The 19,806-nt window shown below is 64.0% G+C and carries 18 protein-coding genes and 2 riboswitches; of the genes, 6 read left to right on the top strand and 12 right to left on the bottom strand.

Features of this window, described 5'->3' with window-relative positions; all coding sequences use genetic code 11:
* Positions 1-52 precede the first annotated feature (52 nt).
* The gene (locus tag AB4Z32_RS03305) at positions 53-367 is read left to right on the top strand and encodes a hypothetical protein (protein ID WP_441934327.1); all 315 of its coding nucleotides are present in this window, start codon (positions 53-55) and stop codon (positions 365-367) included.
* Between the two features lie 61 nt (positions 368-428).
* On the opposite strand, the gene AB4Z32_RS03300 is transcribed toward AB4Z32_RS03305, so the two are convergent.
* Entirely contained in the window at positions 429-989 is a 561-nt protein-coding gene (locus AB4Z32_RS03300) for an ATP-dependent Clp protease proteolytic subunit (RefSeq protein ID WP_441934325.1), read from the bottom strand.
* 165 nt (positions 990-1,154) lie between these two features.
* A riboswitch (glycine riboswitch) is annotated at positions 1,155-1,240 on the top strand.
* Between the two features lie 28 nt (positions 1,241-1,268).
* Positions 1,269-1,362, top strand: a riboswitch (glycine riboswitch).
* A gap of 62 nt (positions 1,363-1,424) precedes the next feature.
* Between AB4Z32_RS03300 and gcvT the strand changes: the two genes are divergently transcribed.
* From gcvT to gcvP, 3 genes are all read left to right on the top strand, one after another.
* The gene (gcvT, locus tag AB4Z32_RS03295) at positions 1,425-2,549 is read left to right on the top strand and encodes a glycine cleavage system aminomethyltransferase GcvT (RefSeq protein ID WP_441934323.1); all 1,125 of its coding nucleotides are present in this window, start codon (positions 1,425-1,427) and stop codon (positions 2,547-2,549) included.
* A 67-nt stretch (positions 2,550-2,616) separates the two neighbouring features.
* Complete coding sequence (gene gcvH / locus AB4Z32_RS03290; protein WP_441934321.1) at positions 2,617-2,997, top strand: glycine cleavage system protein GcvH; 381 nt, start codon at positions 2,617-2,619, stop codon at positions 2,995-2,997.
* A gap of 157 nt (positions 2,998-3,154) precedes the next feature.
* Positions 3,155-6,061, top strand: coding sequence for an aminomethyl-transferring glycine dehydrogenase (gene gcvP / locus AB4Z32_RS03285; RefSeq protein WP_441934320.1), 2,907 nt, complete (start codon positions 3,155-3,157; stop codon positions 6,059-6,061).
* Positions 6,062-6,064: 3 nt separating this feature from the next.
* Here the strand turns inward: gcvP and AB4Z32_RS03280 are convergent, their stop codons facing one another.
* Positions 6,065-7,753: a methyl-accepting chemotaxis protein gene (locus AB4Z32_RS03280; protein ID WP_441934318.1), complete on the bottom strand. Its 1,689-nt coding sequence runs from the start codon at positions 7,751-7,753 to the stop codon at positions 6,065-6,067.
* Positions 7,754-7,924: 171 nt separating this feature from the next.
* Between AB4Z32_RS03280 and AB4Z32_RS03275 the strand changes: the two genes are divergently transcribed.
* On the top strand, positions 7,925-8,254 hold the full coding sequence (locus AB4Z32_RS03275) for a hypothetical protein (RefSeq protein ID WP_441934316.1): 330 nt from the start codon (positions 7,925-7,927) through the stop codon (positions 8,252-8,254).
* A gap of 115 nt (positions 8,255-8,369) precedes the next feature.
* Here AB4Z32_RS03275 and AB4Z32_RS03270 read toward each other — a convergent pair whose 3' ends face one another.
* Complete coding sequence (locus tag AB4Z32_RS03270; RefSeq protein WP_441934314.1) at positions 8,370-10,037, bottom strand: peptide chain release factor 3; 1,668 nt, start codon at positions 10,035-10,037, stop codon at positions 8,370-8,372.
* 453 nt (positions 10,038-10,490) lie between these two features.
* Here AB4Z32_RS03270 and AB4Z32_RS03265 point away from each other — a divergent pair, with 453 nt between their 5' ends.
* Entirely contained in the window at positions 10,491-11,303 is an 813-nt protein-coding gene (locus AB4Z32_RS03265; protein WP_441934312.1) for a Crp/Fnr family transcriptional regulator, read from the top strand.
* On the opposite strand, the gene AB4Z32_RS03260 is transcribed toward AB4Z32_RS03265, so the two are convergent.
* From AB4Z32_RS03260 to infC, 9 genes are all read right to left on the bottom strand, one after another.
* Positions 11,257-12,780 (bottom strand): CHASE3 domain-containing protein, encoded by a 1,524-nt coding sequence (locus AB4Z32_RS03260; protein WP_441934310.1) that lies wholly within the window; start codon positions 12,778-12,780, stop codon positions 11,257-11,259. The two genes, AB4Z32_RS03265 and AB4Z32_RS03260, sit on opposite strands and share 47 nt — an antisense overlap.
* Before the next feature lie 150 nt (positions 12,781-12,930).
* On the bottom strand, positions 12,931-13,563 hold the full coding sequence (locus AB4Z32_RS03255) for a response regulator (RefSeq protein WP_141837548.1): 633 nt from the start codon (positions 13,561-13,563) through the stop codon (positions 12,931-12,933).
* Between the two features lie 167 nt (positions 13,564-13,730).
* The gene (locus AB4Z32_RS03250; RefSeq protein ID WP_441934308.1) at positions 13,731-14,144 is read right to left on the bottom strand and encodes a MerR family transcriptional regulator; all 414 of its coding nucleotides are present in this window, start codon (positions 14,142-14,144) and stop codon (positions 13,731-13,733) included.
* Between the two features lie 19 nt (positions 14,145-14,163).
* Positions 14,164-14,574, bottom strand: coding sequence for an integration host factor subunit alpha (locus AB4Z32_RS03245; protein WP_441934460.1), 411 nt, complete (start codon positions 14,572-14,574; stop codon positions 14,164-14,166).
* A gap of 167 nt (positions 14,575-14,741) precedes the next feature.
* Positions 14,742-17,165 (bottom strand): phenylalanine--tRNA ligase subunit beta, encoded by a 2,424-nt coding sequence (gene pheT / locus AB4Z32_RS03240; protein WP_441934306.1) that lies wholly within the window; start codon positions 17,163-17,165, stop codon positions 14,742-14,744.
* A 44-nt stretch (positions 17,166-17,209) separates the two neighbouring features.
* Positions 17,210-18,238, bottom strand: a complete 1,029-nt coding sequence (pheS, locus tag AB4Z32_RS03235; protein ID WP_441934304.1) for a phenylalanine--tRNA ligase subunit alpha — start codon at positions 18,236-18,238, stop codon at positions 17,210-17,212.
* Between the two features lie 139 nt (positions 18,239-18,377).
* Complete coding sequence (rplT, locus tag AB4Z32_RS03230) at positions 18,378-18,737, bottom strand: 50S ribosomal protein L20 (protein ID WP_036228505.1); 360 nt, start codon at positions 18,735-18,737, stop codon at positions 18,378-18,380.
* Positions 18,738-18,757: 20 nt separating this feature from the next.
* Positions 18,758-18,958: a 50S ribosomal protein L35 gene (gene rpmI / locus AB4Z32_RS03225; RefSeq protein ID WP_036228503.1), complete on the bottom strand. Its 201-nt coding sequence runs from the start codon at positions 18,956-18,958 to the stop codon at positions 18,758-18,760.
* A gap of 304 nt (positions 18,959-19,262) precedes the next feature.
* Entirely contained in the window at positions 19,263-19,787 is a 525-nt protein-coding gene (gene infC / locus AB4Z32_RS03220) for a translation initiation factor IF-3 (protein WP_441934458.1), read from the bottom strand.
* Positions 19,788-19,806 lie beyond the last annotated feature (19 nt).

Here is a 19,806-nt window from a genome sequence, read left to right as displayed (position 1 = left end):
AAACGCTAACGCTTCGGTAAGCAGGACTTTCCAATTTTAGAAAGGAATGATCATGGCTAACAACAGCAAATCGGGCACCCAGGGTGGTTCCCACGAGCAGCACGTAAAGGCCGGCCAGCAGAGCCACAAGAACGACGGCAACAAGCAGTCGGGTTCGGGCTCGGGTTCGCGTTCGGGCGGTTCGGGCGGCACCCGCGGCGGTACCCCGGAGCAGCATGCGGAAGCAGGTCGTCAAAGCCACAAGAATGACGGCAACAAGCAGTCGGGTTCGGGCTCGGGTTCGCGCTCGGGCAGCACCCGTGGCGGCACCCCCGAGCAGCATGCCGCTGCCGGCCGCCAGAGCCACAAGAACGACGGCAATCGTTAAATCGGCCTGGGCCGAAAGCGAGTGGGCCCGGGATGGGAAACCGTCCCGGGCCCTGTCATTTTCAGATATTACGCAGCGGCGCGCCTTTCGGCGGCGCGAAGTCCTTCACCTCGTTGACCATGCCGGCGGTCTTGGCGTCGCGCCCGTTCAGGTGCAGGTCGCCGTATTGGTGGATGCCCCACTGCTCCGGCGTGAGTTCGATGTGCTTGCGCAGGATCGACTCGGTGCGGGCATCGTCGGCGCGCAGGCCTTCGACGATGATGTTGAGGGCGTCCGGACGCGAACCCGGCGAGGCGGTCGCATGCGACTTGTGGATCATGAAGCGCGCCGTCTCGCTGGCGTAGCGGCGGGTCCCGGAGAGGAACAGGATCACGGCGATCGAGGCCACCGCGCCGCCGTTGTACATGACGAACTCGACCGGGGCATTGGCCAGGAAGTTGTACAGGCACAGACCGTCGCTGACATAGCCGCCGTTCGACTGCAGCAGCACGTGGGCGGTCTCGATGCCGCTTTCGGTCATCTCCGCAACCGCCTCGAAGACACGATGCACCATGTCGCTGTTGACGTCACCGGACAGCGTGAACCACGCCTCTTTTTGCTGTTTTACTTGATCTTCGCTCATAGTAGGTCTCTTCTGTCACAAGGGTCATAGGCCAAGTGTAACAAAGGACGTGTTTTTGCCCGTGTGGACGCACTGCAATAGTGCGCGCCCCCTCGCCTGCCGCGCGCTTCCCCGCGCCGAAGGCTGCCTCCGATTGACTTCCCTGCACGCCTCGCATATCCTTCGCAGTCTTGACCGGGAGAGCGCAGCGCAGGCTGCCGCCGAAGGGGCATCACCCGAAAACTCTCAGGCAACCGGACCGGTCGGGGGACACAGCGCGAATGCACGATGCAGGCGCCGTGGACCAACTCTGGAGAGCGGCCCAGGCGGGCCCACCGAAGGGGCAGGCGGTTTCGACCGCTATCTCTCAGGTACCGAGGACAGAGGGGTGCAACATGCATGTGGAATGTTTCCACGTGCCTGAACCCTATTCAATCTGTCCGAGGATCTCACGCCATGACGCTCAAAGCGACCCCGCTCAATTCCGCACACCGCTCCCTGGGAGCCAAGATGGTCGACTTCGGCGGCTGGGACATGCCCGTCAACTACGGTTCCCAGATCGAGGAACACAATGCGGTCCGCCTCGATGCCGGCATGTTCGACGTCTCCCACATGTGCGTGGTCGACCTGCGCGGCGCCAATGTGCGCACCTTCCTGCGCGGCCTGCTGGCGAATAACGTCGACAAGCTGCAGACCTCGGGCAAGGCCCTGTACTCCTGCATGCTGAACCTTGACGGCGGCGTGATCGACGACCTGATCGTCTACTTCTTCCGCGAAGACTGGTTCCGTCTGGTCGTCAACGCCGGCACCGCCGAGAAGGACATCGCCTGGATCCGCCAGCAGAACGACGCCACCGGCAGCGGCCTGACCATCACTCCGCGCCGCGCCGACCTGTCGGATGACGGCATCGCCCTGATCGCCGTCCAGGGGCCGAACGCCCGCGCCAAGGTCTGGCAGGTGCTGCCGTCCACCCAGGCCGCATCGGGCGAAATGAAACCCTTCAACGTCACGATCGTGGACGGCACCCCGTTCGGCGAAGTGATGGTGGCGCGCACCGGCTACACCGGCGAAGACGGTTTCGAGATCGGCGTGCCGGCGTCGCAGGCCGAAGCCCTGTGGAACGCCCTGCTGGCAGCCGGCGTCAAGCCGGCCGGCCTCGGCGCCCGCGATACCCTGCGCCTGGAAGCCGGCATGAACCTGTACGGCCAGGACATGGACGACAGCGTCTCCCCGCTCGACGCCGGCCTGGCCTGGACCGTCGACCTGGCATCGGAGCGCGACTTCATCGGCAAGGCCGCCCTGCAGCAGAAGGGCCAGCGGCAGAACTTCGTCGGCCTGATCCTGCGCGAAAAAGGCGGCATCCTGCGCGCCCACCAGAAGGTCGTGGCAAGCTCGGGCAACGCCGGCGAGATCACCAGCGGCACCTTCAGCCCCAGCATGCAGCAGGCGATCGCACTGGCGCGCGTGCCGGTCGAGGTGCAGGTGGGCGACACCGTGCACGTCGAAATCCGCGACAAGAAACTGGCCGCTTCGGTGGTCAAGCTGCCGTTCGTCCGCAACGGCAAAGTGCTGGCCGCCTGAACCGCGCCGTACCGACAAGAACAACGTATACTTACCGCCTCATCTCTCTATCCATTAGGAGCCATGCATGAACATCCCAGCCGACCTGAAATACACCGAGTCCCACGAGTGGGTCCGTCAAGAAGCTGACGGCACCCTGACCGTCGGCATCACCGAATACGCACAGGACGCGCTGGGCGACATCGTGTTCGTCGAACTGCCGCAGGTCGGCAAGACCTTCACCGCCGGCGACGACGCCGCCGTGGTCGAGTCGGTCAAGGCCGCCAGCGACATCTACGCCCCGGTCTCGGGCACCATCACCGCCGTCAACCAGGCCACCGCCGACGCTCCGGACTCGATCAACGCCGACGCCTATGGCGCCTGGCTGTTCAAGCTGCAGCCGAGCGATCCGAATGCGATCAACGGCCTGCTGGATGCCGCGGCTTACGGCAAGACCACCGAAGGTTAATCACTCTCGTCGTTTCCGTAGCCTCGACGTCGTTCCCGCGAAGGCGGGAATCCAAGTTCTGCATATGCCACGTTAGCCTCAACCAGACCTGGGTCCCCGCCTTCGCGGGGACGACGTTGATCACTCCCGCCTCGATTCCTCTTTTTCGACTTCCGCCATGACCCGCACCAGCCTGACCCAACTCGAAGCACGCGATGGCTTCATCCCGCGCCACATCGGTCCGTCCGACGCCGAACAGGCAGCCATGCTGTCCGCCCTCGGCTACCAGAGCCGCGCCGCCCTGATCGATGCCGTCGTTCCCGCCAACATCCGCCGCAAGGACAAGCTGGAACTCGGCCAGTTCTTCGAGCCGCTGCCCGAGCAGACCGCGCTGGCGAAGCTGAAGAGCATCGCCTCGCAGAACAAGGTCATGAAGTCGATGATCGGCCAGGGCTACTATGGCACCTTCACCCCGCCGGTCATCCTGCGCAACATCTTCGAAAACCCGGCCTGGTATACCGCCTACACCCCGTACCAGCCGGAGATCTCGCAGGGCCGCCTGGAAGCGATCCTGAACTTCCAGCAGGTGATCACCGACCTGACCGGCATGGGCATCGCCAACGCCTCGATGCTGGACGAAGGCACCGCCGCCGCCGAAGCGATGACGCTGATCCAGCGCGTCGGCAAGTCGGCCTCGAAGGTTTTCTACGTCGCCGACGACGTGCTGCCGCAGACCCTCGAAGTGGTGCGCACCCGCGCCACCCCGATCGGCGTCGAAGTGCGCACCATTGCCGCCGCCGACATCGAGAACCTGACTGAAACCTGCTTCGGCGTGCTGCTGCAGTACCCGGGCGTGAACGGCGACGTGCGCGACTACCGCAACGCCTGCGAGAAGCTGCATGCGATGGGCGCGATGGTCGTGGTCGCGGCCGACCTGCTGGCCCTGACCGTGCTGACCCCGCCGGGCGAATGGGGCGCCGACGTCGTGGTCGGCAACAGCCAGCGCTTCGGCGTGCCGCTCGGTTTCGGCGGCCCGCACGCCGGTTACCTGGCCACCCGCGACGACTACAAGCGCAGCATGGCTGGCCGCCTGGCCGGCGTCACCGTCGACGCCCAGGGCAACAAGGCATTCCGCCTGGCGCTGCAGACCCGCGAACAGCACATCCGCCGCGAAAAGGCGACCTCGAACATCTGTACCGCACAGGTGCTGCTGGCCGTGATGGCCTCGATGTACGCGATCTACCACGGCCCCGAGGGCCTGGCTAGAATCGCCCGCCGCGTGCACCGCTACACCGGCATCCTGGCAGCAAGCCTGCAGAGCCTCGGCTACCAGCTGGTCAACGAGACCTTCTTCGACACCCTGACGGTCATCACCGACAAGGCCGATGACGTGCACCGCATCGCCGTCGAGAACGGCGTCAACCTGCGCCGCATCGATGCCCGCCACGTCGGTCTGTCGCTGGACGAGACCACCGGCCGCGAAGAAATCGAAGTGCTGGCGAAGATCTTCGGCGAAGCCGCCGGCAAAGCCGCCACCGTCGATTTCGACAGCCTGGACAGCGACGCCACCGACGCCTTCCCTGCATCGCTGAGCCGCACCAGCGCCTACCTGACCCACCCGACCTTCCACCGCTACCACGCCGAGCACGAGATGCTTCGCTACCTGCGTTCGCTGGCCGACAAGGACCTGGCGCTGGACCGCACCATGATCCCGCTGGGTTCGTGCACCATGAAGCTGAACGCGACCTCGGAGATGATCCCGGTCACCTGGCCGGAATTCTCGAACATCCACCCCTTCGCACCGGACGAGCAGACCGTCGGCTACCGCGAGATGATCGGCCAGCTCGAGCAGATGCTGTGCGCCGTGACCGGCTACGCCGGCGTGTCGCTGCAGCCGAACGCCGGCTCGCAGGGCGAGTACGCGGGCCTCCTGATCATCAAGAAGTACCATGAGTCGCGCGGCGAAGGCCATCGCAACATCTGCCTGATCCCGTCCTCGGCCCACGGCACCAACCCGGCATCGGCCAGCATGGTCGGCATGCAGGTGGTGGTCACCGCCTGCGACGAGAACGGCAACGTCGACCTGGAAGACCTGAAGAAGAAGGCCGAACAGCACAGCGCCAACCTGGCCTGCGTGATGGTCACCTACCCGTCGACCCACGGCGTATTCGAGGAAGGCATCAAGGAACTGTGCGAGATCGTGCATGCGCACGGCGGCCAGGTCTATGTGGACGGCGCCAACATGAACGCCCTGGTCGGCGTGGCCGGCCCCGGCATCTTCGGCGGCGACGTCAGCCACCTGAACCTGCACAAGACCTTCTGCATCCCGCACGGCGGCGGCGGTCCGGGCGTCGGCCCGGTGGCGGTGGGCGCCCACCTGGTGCCGTTCCTGCCGAACCATGTGTCGACCGGCTACCAGCGCGAAGGTTCGGACACCGCAGCCGGCATCGGCGCCGTCAGCGCCGCGCCTTACGGCTCTGCCTCGATCCTGCCGATCTCGTGGATGTACATCGCGATGATGGGCGCCGAAGGCCTGACCGCGGCCACCGAGACCGCGATCCTGAATGCCAACTACATCGCACGCCGCCTGGCCCCGCACTACCCGGTGCTGTACACCGGCCACGACGGCCTGGTCGCGCACGAATGCATCATCGACCTCCGTCCGCTGCAGGAAAAGACCGGCATCAGCAACGAAGACGTGGCCAAGCGCCTGATGGACTTCGGCTTCCACGCCCCGACCATGAGCTTCCCGGTGCCGGGCACGCTGATGATCGAGCCGACCGAGTCGGAGTCGAAGGTCGAGCTGGACCGCTTCATCGAGGCGATGATCACCATCCACGCCGAGATCGTGAAGGTCGAGCGCGGCGAGTACGACCGCATGGACAACCCGCTGAAGGGTGCGCCGCACACCGCCGAAGTCGTCACCGCCGACGACTGGAAGCACGGCTACTCGCGCGAAGTGGCCGCCTTCCCGGTGCCGTCGCTGCGCAAGCGCAAGTACTGGCCGCCGGTCGGCCGCGCCGACAACGTGTATGGCGACCGTAACCTGTTCTGCGGCTGCGCACCGATCGAGGATTATGAATAAAACTTAATCCTTGCCCCTCCGGCTGCTGGCCAGCCGGAGATAGGGATGCCCGGGGCTGCCGGGGCGCTTGTAAGGCGCTCCTGCAGCCCCGTTTTCATTGGCGTCTTCGTCGGCCGCGATCTGCACCGCCTCGTCCAGCCGGAACGCCGCCACCGCCTGCGACAGGCTGAGCGCCTGCTGCTGCAGGGTGCGCGCGGCCAGCGCCGCCTCTTCCACCATCCGCGTGCCCTGCTGGGTGAGCTCGTCCATGCGCACGATCGCCTGGTTCACGCCCGCCAGGTTCTCGGCGCGCGCGGCGCTGCTGCTGCCGATGCGGTTGACGATGTCGCCGACCTCCTGCACCGAGCTGGCCAGGTTCGCCATGCTGGAGCCGGCGTCGAGCGCAATCCCGGTACCGCCCTCGATCGCCGCCATCGCTTCGCGCGCCAGTTCGCGCGCCTCGCGGGCGTCCGCCACCGCGCGGCCGGCCAGCGCCCTCACCTCGCAGGCAGCCTGGGCGAAGCGCCAGGCTTGCGGGCCGCCCTCGGCCGCCTCGACCGCCGCGCCGAGGGCCAGGCTGCCGGCCTGGCCGCAGGCGATCTCGATCGCCTCGCCGATCTCGTCAAGGCGGGTGGCGGAGCGGCGCACGGTTTCGAGGGTCGCCACCAGCCGGTGCACCACGCTGCCGCCCTGCTGGGCCGCGCTGCTTGCCGCTTCGGTCAGCCGGTTGGCATGGCGCGCCGAGTCGGCGGTTTCCATCATCGCCGCCGCCAGGTCCTGCATCGAGGTCGCGGTCTGTTCCAGCGATGCGCGCACGCCGGCGCGCGCCGGCAGTCCGGCGCGGCCGAGGGCGATCTCGCGCGAAGCCGAGCCGATCGAGCGCGCCGATTCCAGGATCGTCCTCAGCGACAGGTTCAGGCTGCGGATGCTGTCGTCCAGCGCGCGCGAGGTGGCGGCGATCTCGTCGTCGCCGTCGACCCGGGCGCGCACCGTCAGGTCGCCGCTGGCCAGGCTGCTGGCGGCCGCTTCGATGGCGCCGACCTCGCCCAGCAGCGAGCGCCGCACCGCCATCGTGATCGCCAGCGACGCGGCGATCGATAGGACGATCACGATCGGCATCAGGATCGCGATCGCCCTGAAGTCGTCCGCCGCCTCGCTCGATGCCTGTTCCGACAGCTCCTGCTCGCGGCGCGCCAGCTCGGTCAGGCGCTCGGCCACCACGCCGAAGGCGCGCTCCGCCCTGGTCATCGCGCTGGCGCTGATCGACTGGTCTTCACGGGCGATCTCGATCACGTCGTCCACCGCGGCCACGTACAGGCGCCAGGCGCCGGCGGCCTGCTCGACATGGCGCAGTTCGGCCTCGCGATGGCGCGCCGGGCTCTCCCGCGTCAGGCGGGCGAGGCCGGCAAAGCCGCGGCCGATGTTCTCATGCTGCTGGCGGACCTCGCCCACCAGCGGCTCGACGCGGGTACGCGGAAAGCTGCCGCTGATCCAGGCCAGGATCTGGTAGGCTTGGGCATGGGCCTTCTGCGCCGACGCCACCAGGTTCGAGGCCGCCCGCATATGGGTGGCGCGCTGCTGGACGATGGTGTCGAGGGAATCGTTCTGGCGCAGCATCGCGAGATAGGCGCCGCATGAGAGGAGTACCAGCAGCACCAGTACAACGCCGGGCGCCAGCAGCAGCTTGGGGCCGATCCGCAGTCGGGACAGCATCTCAGCGGACTTCCGGATGAGAAGTTGCAAGCGTCATGGTCTCCTCCCAGTGAACAATGTCGCTCAACCATTTCTGGTAAGCACGAAATTGACGTGCATTGAAGCAATCTACGCTGTCCGGCACAATGACAGTTGCGATAACTCAAACAGCCGGATTCGGAAAGGAATCACATGAAACGTTCGAAAGGCGCCGCCGCCCTGCTGTCGGCGCTGGTCTTCCCCGGTGTCGGCCAGTGGTATTTGAGCCGCCGCCGCCTGGCCCTGCTGTTCGCCGTACCGGCCCTGGTGGCCGGCTTCGTCTATTTCGATTTCGCGCTGGAGGAGGCAAATGCGGTGGCCGGCCAAGTGCTGTCGGGTTCGGTGCCGCTGGATCCGGCGGCGATTGCGGCGAAGGTCGATGCACAGCCGACTTCCTGGGCGGTGACGCTCAGCGGCTGGGTGTTCGTGGTGTGTTGGGTGGGCAGTGTGGTGGAGGCGCTGCTTCACAAACCGCGGCCGTAAACCAAGGGTGGGGTGATTCAGGCCAGTGGCCTGAATCACGTGCCCACGCAAACGCCGCCATGTCGCAAACGTCCGCGTGGACACGGAGTGCCCACCCTACCGATACATGGTCGGCTTAGTCCAGCTTCGCCGCGTGCTCGCGCGTCGCGTGGAACTGCAGCTTCGGCCAGCGCTCCTGGGTCAGGCGCAGGTTGACGCCGGAGGTGGCCAGGAAGGCCAGGTTGCCGGCGGCGTCGTAGGCCACCTGCGGCGCCAGCGCGGTCTCGAAGTCGGCCAGCGCCTTCTTGTCGTCGCTGGAGACCCAGCGCGCGCTGCTGATGCTGGAGCCTTCGAACACGGCGTCGACGCCATACTCGTTCAGCAGGCGGCTGGCGACCACCTCGAACTGCAGCACGCCGACCGCGCCCAGGATCAGCTCACTGCCCATGACCGGCTTGAACACCTGTACGGCGCCCTCTTCGCCCAGCTGCTGCAGGCCTTTGTGCAGCTGCTTCATCTTCAGCGGGTTACGGATACGCACGGTGCGGAACAGGTCCGGCGCAAAGTAGGGGATGCCGGTGAATGTCAGCAGTTCGCCTTCCGAAAAGCTGTCGCCGATCTGCATATTGCCGTGGTTCGGCAGGCCGATGATGTCGCCGGCGTAGGCTTCCTCGACCTGTTCGCGGCTGGAGGCCATGAAGGTCACCACGGACGACAGTTTCACTTCGCGGCCCAGCCGCAGGTGCTTGACCTTCATGCCCTTTTCGAAACGTCCCGAGCAGACGCGCAGGAAGGCGATGCGGTCGCGGTGGGCCGGGTCCATGTTCGCCTGGATCTTGAAGACGAAGCCGGAGAAGGGCTGCTCGTCCGGCTTCACGGCGCGCACGGTGGCGTCGCGCTCGCGCGGGGCCGGGGCCCAGTCGATCAGCGCCGACAGGATCTCGCGCACGCCGAAGTTGTTGATCGCGGAACCGAAGAACACCGGGGTCTGCACGCCGGACAGGAAGCGCTCCAGGTCGAACACGTGCGAAGCGCCGTGGACCAGCTCCACTTCCATCTTCAGCTGCTCGATCTCCATCGGGAACATCTCGGCCAGGCGCGGGTTGTCGATGCCCTTGATGATCTCGTAGTCGCCGTCGGCCTTTTCCTCGCCGGCCTTGAACAGCATGATCTCGTCCTTGAGCAGGTGATACACGCCGCGGAAGTTCTTGCCCATGCCGATCGGCCAGGTCACCGGCGCGCACTCGATCTTCAGCACCGACTCGACCTCGTCGAGCAGTTCCAGCGGATCGCGGGTCTCGCGGTCCATCTTGTTCATGAAGGTGACGATCGGGGTCGCTCGCATGCGGCAAACATCCAGCAGCTTGATCGTCTGCTCTTCCACGCCCTTGGCGGCGTCGATCACCATCAGGGCCGAGTCGACCGCGGTCAGCACGCGATAGGTATCTTCCGAGAAGTCCTGGTGGCCCGGGGTGTCGAGCAGGTTGATCACGTGATCGCGGAACTCGAACTGCATCACCGACGAGGCGACCGAGATGCCACGCTGCTTCTCGATGTCCATCCAGTCGGAGGTTGCATGACGGCCGCTCTTGCGGCCCTTGACGGTACCGGCCAGCTGGATCGCGCCCGAGAACAACAGGAGCTTTTCGGTGAGCGTGGTCTTGCCGGCGTCGGGGTGGGAAATGATGCCGAAGGTGCGGCGGCGCTGGACCTCGCGCGCGATCTGCGCGGCGGTTTTGGCCGAGGGAGTAACGGCGATATCGTCGCCCGTTTCAGGCGTACTTGCTGCGGTTTCGTTGGACATGGTCTCGCCTTCGCGGCGCTTTGCATAAACCCTCGATTTTACCGAGTCTCATGCGGTTTGTCTTGAAATCCGCTGTAGGACAAGTCGGGCTTCCCGCTTGGCGACTTATAAATTTTTCGTTAACCAGGGAAAACGCCGATGCCATGCCCTATGTTCCTGACGAACTCATGGGGAGTCGAATCGTTGCCGGATCGGCTTATACGGCTGAGCGCGAAAACGTTTTAATGCAGTTTGGCCATTTCCAGGTGGCTAAAACTATCCTGCTTTGAATGTTTCTCTCTAGTAGGACTGGACTGACAAAACATCATGCATAGAACCTACATGGGGGCGACGACTAGTCTTATGTTCGGCAAGAGACTATGGCAATAAAGTACACACATCGCGATGAGGAAACCCATCCAACAGTCGCACCCCACGAAGTACCCGATGTAAGACAGAGATAACGAGGACAATATGAATAACGCTCAACTTGGTGTTGCCGCCCAGAAGGCCCAGCCGGTCAACCAGATTCCCGCCTCCGCCGAGGAATTCAAAGTGGCGTCCCGTCCGGTCGTCAGCTACAGCGGCACCCAACAAAATGAGTTGCTGGCAGCCCTGCCAAGACTAGACCTGGAAACCCTGTTTGAGCACCTGGAACTGGTTCCGCTGCCCTTTGGCAAGGAACTGTTCGAATTCGGCAGCAAACTCGAATACGTTTATTTTCCCACCACCGCCATCGTCTCCCTGCTGTACGTGATGGAAGACGGCGCCACCACCGAGATCGCCGTGGTCGGCCATGAAGGCGCGGTCGGTGTGTCGCTGTTCATGGGCGAACGCGCTACCTGCAGCGCCGTGGTCCAGAGCGCCGGCTATGGCTACCGCCTGAAAACCCAGTACCTGCGCGACGCCTTCAACAAGGGCGGCGCCCTGCCCCAGCTGCTGATGCGCTACACCAATGCCCTGTTCGCCCAGATGGCCCAGAACGCCGTCGGCGGCCGCCACAGCTCGATCGAACAGAAACTGTGCCGCTGGCTGCTGGACCGTCTGGACCGTTCGGCCAGCAACGAGCTGAAAGTGACGCAGGAACTGATCTCCATCATGCTGGGCGTGCGCCGCGAAAGCATCACCGCCGCCGCCGGCAAGCTGCAGGACGAAGGCCTGATCCAGTACCGCCGCGGCAACATCACCGTGCTGAACCGCCAAGGCCTGGAAGACTACGCCGGCGAGTGCTACAAGGTTGCTAAGAGCGAGTATGACCGTCTGCTGATGGATGTGGCGCGTGCATGAGCGCAGGCGGCCCCGGATCCCTCTGACCACCACCCAATGCCAGCGCTGCCGGCGCCGGAACCGCCACTGAGACGGTTCCCGCCGGTTCGGCGCCAGGCGGTTCCAGCGGCACCCAGGCCTGTACGCAGGTGCCCACGCCGTTCACTCCCCGTTCCACCTTCAGTGTTCCGTTCAGCAGAAGTGCACGTTCGCGCATGCCCAGCAGGCCGTGCGACTTCGTGCGCCGCATCGCATCCGGCGGAATGCCGACGCCGTCGTCGCTGACTTCCAGCGCCAGTCCCTCGCCTTCGCGCGCCAGGTGCACGACCACGTGGCGCGCCTGCGCGTACTTGGCGATATTGTTCAGCGATTCCTGGGCGATGCGGAACAGCGCGATCGCCTGCATCGGCCCGGCGCTGTCGGCTTCCGGGTCGATCAAGGCTTCGCAGTCCAGGCGCGTGGCGCGCGCGTAATCCTCGCAATAGCTCTGCAACGCCGCCGCCAGGCCCAGGTTGTCCAGCAGGCTGGGCCGCAGGTCTTCGACGATGCGCCGCTTCAGTTGCACGGTCTCGATCAGGGTCTTGCGCGCGAAGCCGAGGGCCGCGGCCTGCTCCGGATGCGTCTCCTTCAATTGCTCGCCGACCGTCGACAGGTACATGCCGATGGCGGTCAGGTTGGCGCCCATCTCGTCGTGCAGCTCGCGCGCCAGGCGTGCCTTTTCTTCTTCCGACACGCTGATCAGGTGGCGCGACAATACCGACAGTTGTTCGGTACGGGACGCCACCAGGGATTCGAGCTGGTCGTTGGTCTGCTCCAGGGCGTGCTGGGCGTGCAGGCGCAGGCGGAAGCCGCGCCGGATCAGGTTATAGAACAGCAGCAGGACGGCGATGGCGGCGATGTTGGTGCCCAGCCCCAGCAGGGCCGTGCGCTGGTAGCGGTCATAGAAGGCGGCGCCGCGCGCGGCCAGCAGCTCGTTCTGCTCGCCCGTCATGATGACCACCTGCAGCCGGATCTCATCCATCTGGGTCGGGTCTTCCTGGGTGCGGGCGATCGCGATGATGTCCTTCAGGCCGCCGTGGCGGTAGACCTCGAGGGCCTGGTTCATCAGGTCCATGCGGCGCCGCACCAGGGTCTGCAGCTGCGCCAGGTTCTTGAGCTGGGAGGGATTGTCGGCCAGCAGGTCCTTGAGCACGCCGATCTGGCCGTCCAGCTCGTGCTCGGCGGTGCGCAACGGGCCGAGATAGGTGTCGGAACCGGACAGGAAATAGCCGCGCAGCCCGCTGTCCGCATCGGTGACGAGCAGGTTCACATACTGCAGCCGGGCGGACACGCGGTCGGCCTGCGCCTGCCTGGTATTGGCCTCCTTCAGGCCGTCGAGGTTGCGCATCAGGCTGACGGCGTTCAGCACCAGGATCAGCACGCAGACCGCACACAGCAGAGTCTGGTACAAGGGCAGGCTGCGGCCCGGCTTGAACGCGGGGTCGGTACTGAAATACATCCTTGAACGATCCTCTCACGCAGCGACGATGTGCGGAATTATAGACTGAGGGAAATTGCTGTGCAGCGCGCTAGAGGTGGCGTGCGGAGAGGTGTGGCGGGAGGACGACGCGGCAGGCGCGCCGCCCTCCGTACTGCTGAAGCCGACTCTTCAGTCGAGCAGGTTGTTCTTCATGGCGTAATAGGTCAGGTCGCTGTTCGACTGCAGGCCCATCTTTTCCATGATGCGCGTGCGGTAGGTCGAGACGGTCTTGATCGACAGCGACAGCGCATTGCCGATATCGGACACGGTGGCGCCCTTGGCCAGGCGCAGGAAGACCTGGAATTCGCGGTCCGACAGCTCGGTGTGCAGGGCCGTGTTGGGGTCGCGGTCGAAGCTCTGGGCCAGCAGTTCGCCGACCTGGGAGCTGACATAACGGCGGCCCTGGTAGACGGTACGCACGGCGGTCTTGAGCTCGTCGGCGTCGCACTCCTTGTTCAGGTAGCCGTTGGCGCCCATCTTGAACAGGTTGAGCGCGTACTGCTGGGCCGGGTAACCCGACAGGATCAGGACCGGCAGGTTCGGCTGGCCCTGACGGATCGTGCGCAGGATGTCGATGCCGCTCTGGTCGGGCATCGCAATATCCAATAGCAACACGTCGCAGATTTCACGACGTGCGATGTCGAGGGCTTCGCGCCCGGTCGCACCCTCGGCGACGACTTCGAAATCGCCGGAGGACGAAAAAATCTGCTTGAAACCTGCTCGAACTATCTGGTGATCGTCACAAATGGCAACGCGTATCATTGTCTTCCCTTAGATTTTTCCTGAGGCAGGAAAGAGCCGACGCCGACATCCGCGCCTGCAACGGCAAGCGTTTGAGTCAGCAAAATAAGCAAGTGACATTCTAGCACCTCCTAGGTGCAGAACAACAGGAGCACGAATACTTGAGCCCGATACCTGACGATCGCGGTTCAGGCTAACGGCACCCCGTGCTTCAGGATGGCGAGGATGCTGTGCAATTCCTCGCGCAGCAGCTCCGGGGCGATGGTCGGCACCGGTGGTTCGGGCGGCACTGGCGGCGGCAGCTCGGCCTCCTCGACCTGGGCGCCACGGCCGTCGAGGCGGTTGCGGGCGCCGCTGATCGTGAAGCCCTGCTCGTACAACAGCTCGCGGATACGCCGGATCAACAGCACTTCGTGGTGCTGGTAATAGCGGCGGTTTCCACGGCGTTTGACCGGCTTTAGCTGGGTAAATTCCTGCTCCCAGTAACGCAGCACATGCGGTTTGACCCCGCACAATTCGCTGACTTCCCCGATCGTGAAATAGCGCTTGGCCGGAATCGGTGGCAATACAGTCAGTTCCATCTTGTTCGGTCGGTCATTCATGGCTCTTTGGCTTGACTACTCAGGCTGCGCGCGCCAGCGACCCGTTGCCGGAACCTGCCGGATTGGCCTCCTCGACCATGCTCTTGAGTTTCTGGCTGGCGTGGAAAGTCACAACGCGACGCGCAGTGATGGGGATTTCTTCCCCGGTTTTCGGATTGCGGCCCGGACGCTGCGGCTTGTCGCGCAACTGGAAGTTGCCGAAACCGGACAGCTTGACCGCTTCGCCGCGCTCGAGCGCATTGCGGATTTCGTCGAAGAAGGTCTCGACCATGTCCTTGGCTTCGCGCTTGTTCAGGCCAACCTGCTCGAACAGCAGCTCGGCCAGCTCCGCCTTGGTCAGGGTCGGCAACTCCTTTTGGGCCGCCTGCCGCACCCTGTGGGCGGCGAGCGCTTCCTCGAGTACGACGGAGTCTAAGTCGTTGTTGTTAATTTTTAGCCCTACCTTCAGTTTTGGATGAGGATTCGATAAACCTACTGCGCGTCGCACTGGCGGCCTGCGATGCTCGCCGTACCTGAGTACGGCTGCGCTTCTCGGCCACCATTGCTTCCGCTCGCTACGGTTTCTCGAATCCTCTTGAGGCACGTAGCCCCTCATCGTTAGGCGCGCAGTCTGGCGCCGTGTTGTTGCGCCGCCGATGCCAGCGCGGCCATGATGGCCTCGACCGCATCGTCCTGGAGCGTCGATTGAGTATCTTGCAAGCCAAAGCGGAAAGCAAGACTTTTTTCATCTTGCTCCAAACCCTTGCCGCGATATTCATCAAATAAAACAACGGCTTGCACGAGTTTACCATACGCGTTCGACGCCAGCTCGGCCTTGAACGCGTCGAGCAGCACCTGTGCCGGAACGTCCTGTTTCACCACCAGGGCGAGGTCGCGGGTTGCGCCTGGGAACTTCGAGATTTCGGTGTAGGTCGGCACCACGCGCTCGCGCAGGGCTTCGGCATCGACCTCGAACAGCACCGGCGCCTGCGGCAGGTCGTACTTCTGCAACCAGCGCGGATGCAGTTCGCCGATGAAGCCGATCACCTTGCCATCCAGTTCCACCTGGGCGCAGCGGCCCGGGTGCAGGGCCGGGTGTTCGAGCTTGGCGAAGCGCAGGCTGCGCGGCGCGAACAGCGCTTCGAGGTCGCCCTTGACATCGAAGAAGTCGACGGCGCGGGTCGGCATGCCCCACTGCTCGTCGCTGGCCGGACCGTAGGCGATCGCGGCGACGCGCTTCGGCTGGTCGAAACCGGCAATCGACAGCGGACCGTCGACGGCTTGCGGATTGCGGTGGAACACCGCGCCCACTTCGAATACGCGCACGCGGCCGGCCTTGCGATTGACGTTGTAGCGCACGTTGGCGACCAGGCTGCCGATCAGGTTCGAGCGCATCACGCTCATCTGGCTTGCGATCGGGTTCTGCAGGCGGATCGGATCGGTGTTGCCGGCGAAGTCGGCTTCCCACTGGCTTTCCACGAAGCTCATGTTGACCACTTCCTGGTAGCCGAGATCGGCCAGCTGGTGGCGGATCGCGAACAGCGAGCGCGTGTTTTCCGGCTCGATCAGCATCGCGCTCGGCGCGCTAGGGGGCAGCGCCGGAATGTTCTCGAAGCCGTACACGCGGGCGACTTCCTCGATCAGGTCTTCCTCGATCTCGATGTCGAAACGGTAGGACGGCGCGGTGACCGTGAAGCGGCCCGGCTCGCGCTCGAACGGCAGGCCAAGGCGGGTGAAGATGTCGGCCACGGTGTCGTCGTCGATCGCCACGCCGATGACCTTCTGCGCGCGTTCGGTGCGCAGGGTGACGGGCAGGCGCTGCGGGATGTTCACGATCTGGTCGTCGACCGGGCCGACCTTGGTGTCGGGCGTGCCGCAAATCTCGACGATCAGCGAAGTGATGCGCTCGATGCGCTCGCAGGTAGAAGCAAAGTCGACGCCGCGCTCGAAGCGGTGCGCCGCATCGGTCGAGAAGTTGAAGCGGCGCGCACGGCCCTGGATGGCGCCCGGCCACCAGAACGCGGCTTCCAGGTAAATGTCGGTGGTGTCCAGGGTGACGGCGGTGGAGTCGCCGCCCATGATGCCGGCCAGCGATTCGATTTCCTTTTCATCGGCGATCACGCCGACCCACTCGTCGACCTCGACGGTGTTGCCGTTCAGGAGCTTCAGCGACTCCCCCTTCTTGCCCCAGCGCACGTCGATGCTGCCGTGGATCCTGGCCAGGTCGAACACGTGCGAAGGCTGGCCGGTTTCCAGCATCACGTAGTTGGAGATGTCGACCAGGCTCGAGACCGAGCGCTGGCCGCTGCGTTCCAGGCGGCGCTTCATCCACTCGGGCGTGGCGGCGCGCGCGTTCAGGCCGCGGATCACGCGGCCGGTGAAGCGGCCGCACAGGTCCGGCGCGGACACTTTCACCGGCAGGACTTCGTCGATGCCGACCGCAACGATGCGCTGGGCCGGGAAGGTCAGCGGCGTGCCGGTCAGGGCCGACACTTCGCGTGCCACGCCCAGCACCGACAGGCAGTCCGCCTTGTTCGGGGTCAGCTTGATGGTGAACTTCTGGTCGTTCAGGCCCAGGTAGTCACGGATATTCTGGCCGACCGGCGCGTCTTCCGGCAGTTCCATCAGGCCGCTGCTCTCTTCGGAGATTTTCAGCTCCTTGGCCGAGCACATCATGCCCTGCGACTCGACGCCGCGCAGCTTGCCGACCTTGATCTCGAAGGGTTTGCCATCCGCACCCGGCGGCAGCACGGCGCCGGCCATGGCGCAGATCGCCTTCATGCCGGCGCGTACGTTCGGGGCGCCGCAGACAATATTCAGTAAAGTGCCGCTACCGACGTCGACCTGGCACACGTTCAGGCGGTCGGCGTTCGGGTGCTTGGCCACTTCCTTGACCTCCGCCACCACGACGTTCGAGAACGGCGGCGCGACCGCTTCCACTTCTTCGACCTCGAGGCCGGACATGGTGAGCAGGTGGGCCAGTTCGTCCGAAGTCATTTTCGGATCGACCATGGAACGGAGCCAGTTTTCGGAGAATTGCATATTAGTTTGCCTTATCGCTGCTTGTCTTTTATAAGAGTTTCTTCTTAATTGAACTGCTTCAGGAAGCGCAGATCGCCCTCATAGAAGAGGCGCAGATCGTTGATCCCGTAGCGCAGCATGGTGAGGCGTTCGAGGCCGGAGCCGAACGCGAAGCCGATGAATTTTTCCGGATCCAGGCCGAAGTTGCGCACCACGGTCGGGTGCACCTGGCCGGCGCCCGAGACTTCCAGCCAGCGGCCCTTCAGCGGGCCGGAACCGAAGGCGATGTCGATCTCGGCCGAGGGTTCGGTGAACGGGAAGTAAGACGGACGGAAGCGCACCTGCAGGTCGTCGGTCTCGAAGAAGGCCTTCACGAAGTTCAGGTACACGCCCTTGAGGTCGGCAAAGCTGATGTTCTCGCCGATCCACAGGCCTTCGACCTGGTGGAACATCGGCGAGTGGGTGGCGTCGCTGTCGACGCGGTAGGTGCGGCCCGGCGCGATCACCTTGATCGGCGGCGTGTGGGTGCGGGCATAGCGCACCTGCATCGGGCTGGTGTGGGTACGCAGCAGCAGCGGCTTGCCCTGGCTGTCGTTGCCCTCGATATAGAAGGTGTCCTGCATCGAACGCGCCGGGTGGTTTTCCGGGCTGTTCAGTGCGGTGAAGTTGGTCCAGTCGGTCTCGATCTCGGGGCCGTCGGCCACGTCGAAGCCGATCGAGCGGAAGATCTGTTCGACCCGCTCCCAGCTGCGCATCACCGGGTGGATACCGCCGGTCGAGCGGCCGCGGCCCGGCAGGGTGACGTCGATGCTCTCAGCGTTCAGGCGCGCCATCAGCTGGACGTTCGCCAGGTCTTCGCGGCGGGCGGTCAAGGCCTGTTCGATTTTTTCTTTGGCGGCATTGATCAGGGCGCCCTGCGCCTTGCGCTGGTCCGGATCGAGCTTGCCGAGGCCCTTCATCAGTTCGGTCACCTGGCCAGTCTTGCCCAGGTATTTCGCTTTTGCGTTTTCCAGCGCGGCGGCGTCTTGCGCGGCACTAAAATCGGATTGGGCCGAGACGACAAGTTCTTCCAGGGCGAGGTTTGCGAGATCCATGCTTGTTCTTTTCCTGTTCGATGGCGGGGAACGCCAGAAACAAAAACAGGGCATCGGTCGTGAAACCTTTGCCCCGTCCTTTGCGCGCCGGCGGTCTTTCAACCGCGCGACGCTGTACTTCTGCTTTGCAGGCTCGCGATTAAGCAGCCAGCTTTGCCTTGACGGTGTTCACGATAGCGGCAAATGCCGGCTTGTCGTTCACAGCCATGTCGGCCAGGACTTTACGGTCCAGTTCAATCGCGGCTTTCTTCAGGCCGTTCATGAATGCGCTGTAGGTCATGCCGTGCGAACGCGAAGCCGCGTTGATACGGGTGATCCACAGTGCGCGGAAGACGCGCTTCTTGTTGCGGCGGTCGCGGTATGCGTACTGGCCAGCGCGCATGACTGCTTGCTTGGCAATACGGAATACTTTGCTGCGGCGGCCACGATAGCCTTTTGCAAGCTCAAGAACCTTCTTATGACGGGCACGTGCAGTAACCCCACGTTTTACTCGAGGCATATTCGCTCCTTAGTGTGAGATTAAACAGCAGACGGCATCATGCGGTAGACGCTTTGGACGTCGGACGCATTGATGTTACGGGTGCCGCGCAGTTGGCGCTTGTTCTTGGTGGTCTTCTTGGTCAGGATGTGACGCTTGAACGCCATACCCGATTTGACGGTACCACCCGGACGCACGCGAAAACGCTTTTTCGCGGAGCTTTTGGTTTTCATTTTCGGCATAGTCTTCTGCCCTCTTAGAGGCAGCCTCATATGTAACAGGATTGCAGGTGGCAGCAACGCTGCTCTTGGATGCCTGCTTTCACTTGTTTCTGCAGCAGAAGCGAGTCCACTACAGTCTTGCATTCCTGCATCATTACGATACGGGAACCGCAGATTTTAGCATAGTTTTCGTTCCGTGGGCACAGCGTGCTCACGCCAAAAGCTTGCATATCGACAGCCCAGGCAGAATAGGCCAGGCCCGGGCAACAGGCGCACCTGCAGCCCGGGCCTGGCCCGGCTTAACTGTCTCAACGAGCGAAGTAGCTTATTTCTTCTTCTTCGGCGCGACCACCATGATCATCTGGCGGCCTTCCAGCTTCGGGAACTGCTCGACCTGGCCGTAGGGCTCCAGGTCGCCGCGCAGACGCTCCAGCATGCGCTGGCCGATGTCCTGGTGGGCCATCTCGCGGCCACGGAAGCGCAGCGTGATCTTGGTCTTGTCACCCTCTTCCAGGAACTTGATCAGGTTGCGCAGCTTGATGCTGTAGTCGCCTTCGTCCGTACCTGGACGGAACTTGATCTCCTTGACCTGGATGATCTTCTGCTTCAGCTTCGCTTCGTGCGCCCGCTTCTGCTCCGAATACTTGAACTTGCCGTAGTCCATCAGGCGGCAGACCGGCGGAGTCGCATTCGGGGCGATTTCCACCAGATCGACGTTCGCTTCTTCAGCCAGACGAAACGCTTCGGCCAGGCTCACAATGCCCAGCGGCTCGTTATCCACCCCGCTCAGACGCATTTCGGGATGGTTGATTTCGCCATTGATGCGATGTGACGACTTGTCAGTAGCTATGGTGTTTCCTTTAAAAGTT

Origin of the sequence: Massilia sp. 2TAF26 (assembly GCF_052115005.1) — a bacterium.
Lineage (GTDB): Bacteria > Pseudomonadota > Gammaproteobacteria > Burkholderiales > Burkholderiaceae_D > Telluria.
Note: the sequence above shows the minus strand (reverse complement) of the source record. Positions and strands in the feature narration are given on the sequence as shown.

What these genes read in the sequence shown, in the direction of transcription:
- AB4Z32_RS03305 (WP_441934327.1), top strand. Translation starts at nt 53, where the DNA reads ATGGCTAACAACAGCAAATCGGGCACCCAGGGTGGTTCCCACGAGCAG.
- AB4Z32_RS03300 (WP_441934325.1), bottom strand. Translation starts at nt 989, where the DNA reads ATGAGCGAAGATCAAGTAAAACAGCAAAAAGAGGCGTGGTTCACGCTG.
- gcvT (WP_441934323.1), top strand. Translation starts at nt 1,425, where the DNA reads ATGACGCTCAAAGCGACCCCGCTCAATTCCGCACACCGCTCCCTGGGA.
- gcvH (WP_441934321.1), top strand. Translation starts at nt 2,617, where the DNA reads ATGAACATCCCAGCCGACCTGAAATACACCGAGTCCCACGAGTGGGTC.
- gcvP (WP_441934320.1), top strand. Translation starts at nt 3,155, where the DNA reads ATGACCCGCACCAGCCTGACCCAACTCGAAGCACGCGATGGCTTCATC.
- AB4Z32_RS03280 (WP_441934318.1), bottom strand. Translation starts at nt 7,753, where the DNA reads ATGCTGTCCCGACTGCGGATCGGCCCCAAGCTGCTGCTGGCGCCCGGC.
- AB4Z32_RS03275 (WP_441934316.1), top strand. Translation starts at nt 7,925, where the DNA reads ATGAAACGTTCGAAAGGCGCCGCCGCCCTGCTGTCGGCGCTGGTCTTC.
- AB4Z32_RS03270 (WP_441934314.1), bottom strand. Translation starts at nt 10,037, where the DNA reads ATGTCCAACGAAACCGCAGCAAGTACGCCTGAAACGGGCGACGATATC.
- AB4Z32_RS03265 (WP_441934312.1), top strand. Translation starts at nt 10,491, where the DNA reads ATGAATAACGCTCAACTTGGTGTTGCCGCCCAGAAGGCCCAGCCGGTC.
- AB4Z32_RS03260 (WP_441934310.1), bottom strand. Translation starts at nt 12,780, where the DNA reads ATGTATTTCAGTACCGACCCCGCGTTCAAGCCGGGCCGCAGCCTGCCC.
- AB4Z32_RS03255 (WP_141837548.1), bottom strand. Translation starts at nt 13,563, where the DNA reads ATGATACGCGTTGCCATTTGTGACGATCACCAGATAGTTCGAGCAGGT.
- AB4Z32_RS03250 (WP_441934308.1), bottom strand. Translation starts at nt 14,144, where the DNA reads ATGAATGACCGACCGAACAAGATGGAACTGACTGTATTGCCACCGATT.
- pheT (WP_441934306.1), bottom strand. Translation starts at nt 17,165, where the DNA reads ATGCAATTCTCCGAAAACTGGCTCCGTTCCATGGTCGATCCGAAAATG.
- pheS (WP_441934304.1), bottom strand. Translation starts at nt 18,238, where the DNA reads ATGGATCTCGCAAACCTCGCCCTGGAAGAACTTGTCGTCTCGGCCCAA.
- rplT (WP_036228505.1), bottom strand. Translation starts at nt 18,737, where the DNA reads ATGCCTCGAGTAAAACGTGGGGTTACTGCACGTGCCCGTCATAAGAAG.
- rpmI (WP_036228503.1), bottom strand. Translation starts at nt 18,958, where the DNA reads ATGCCGAAAATGAAAACCAAAAGCTCCGCGAAAAAGCGTTTTCGCGTG.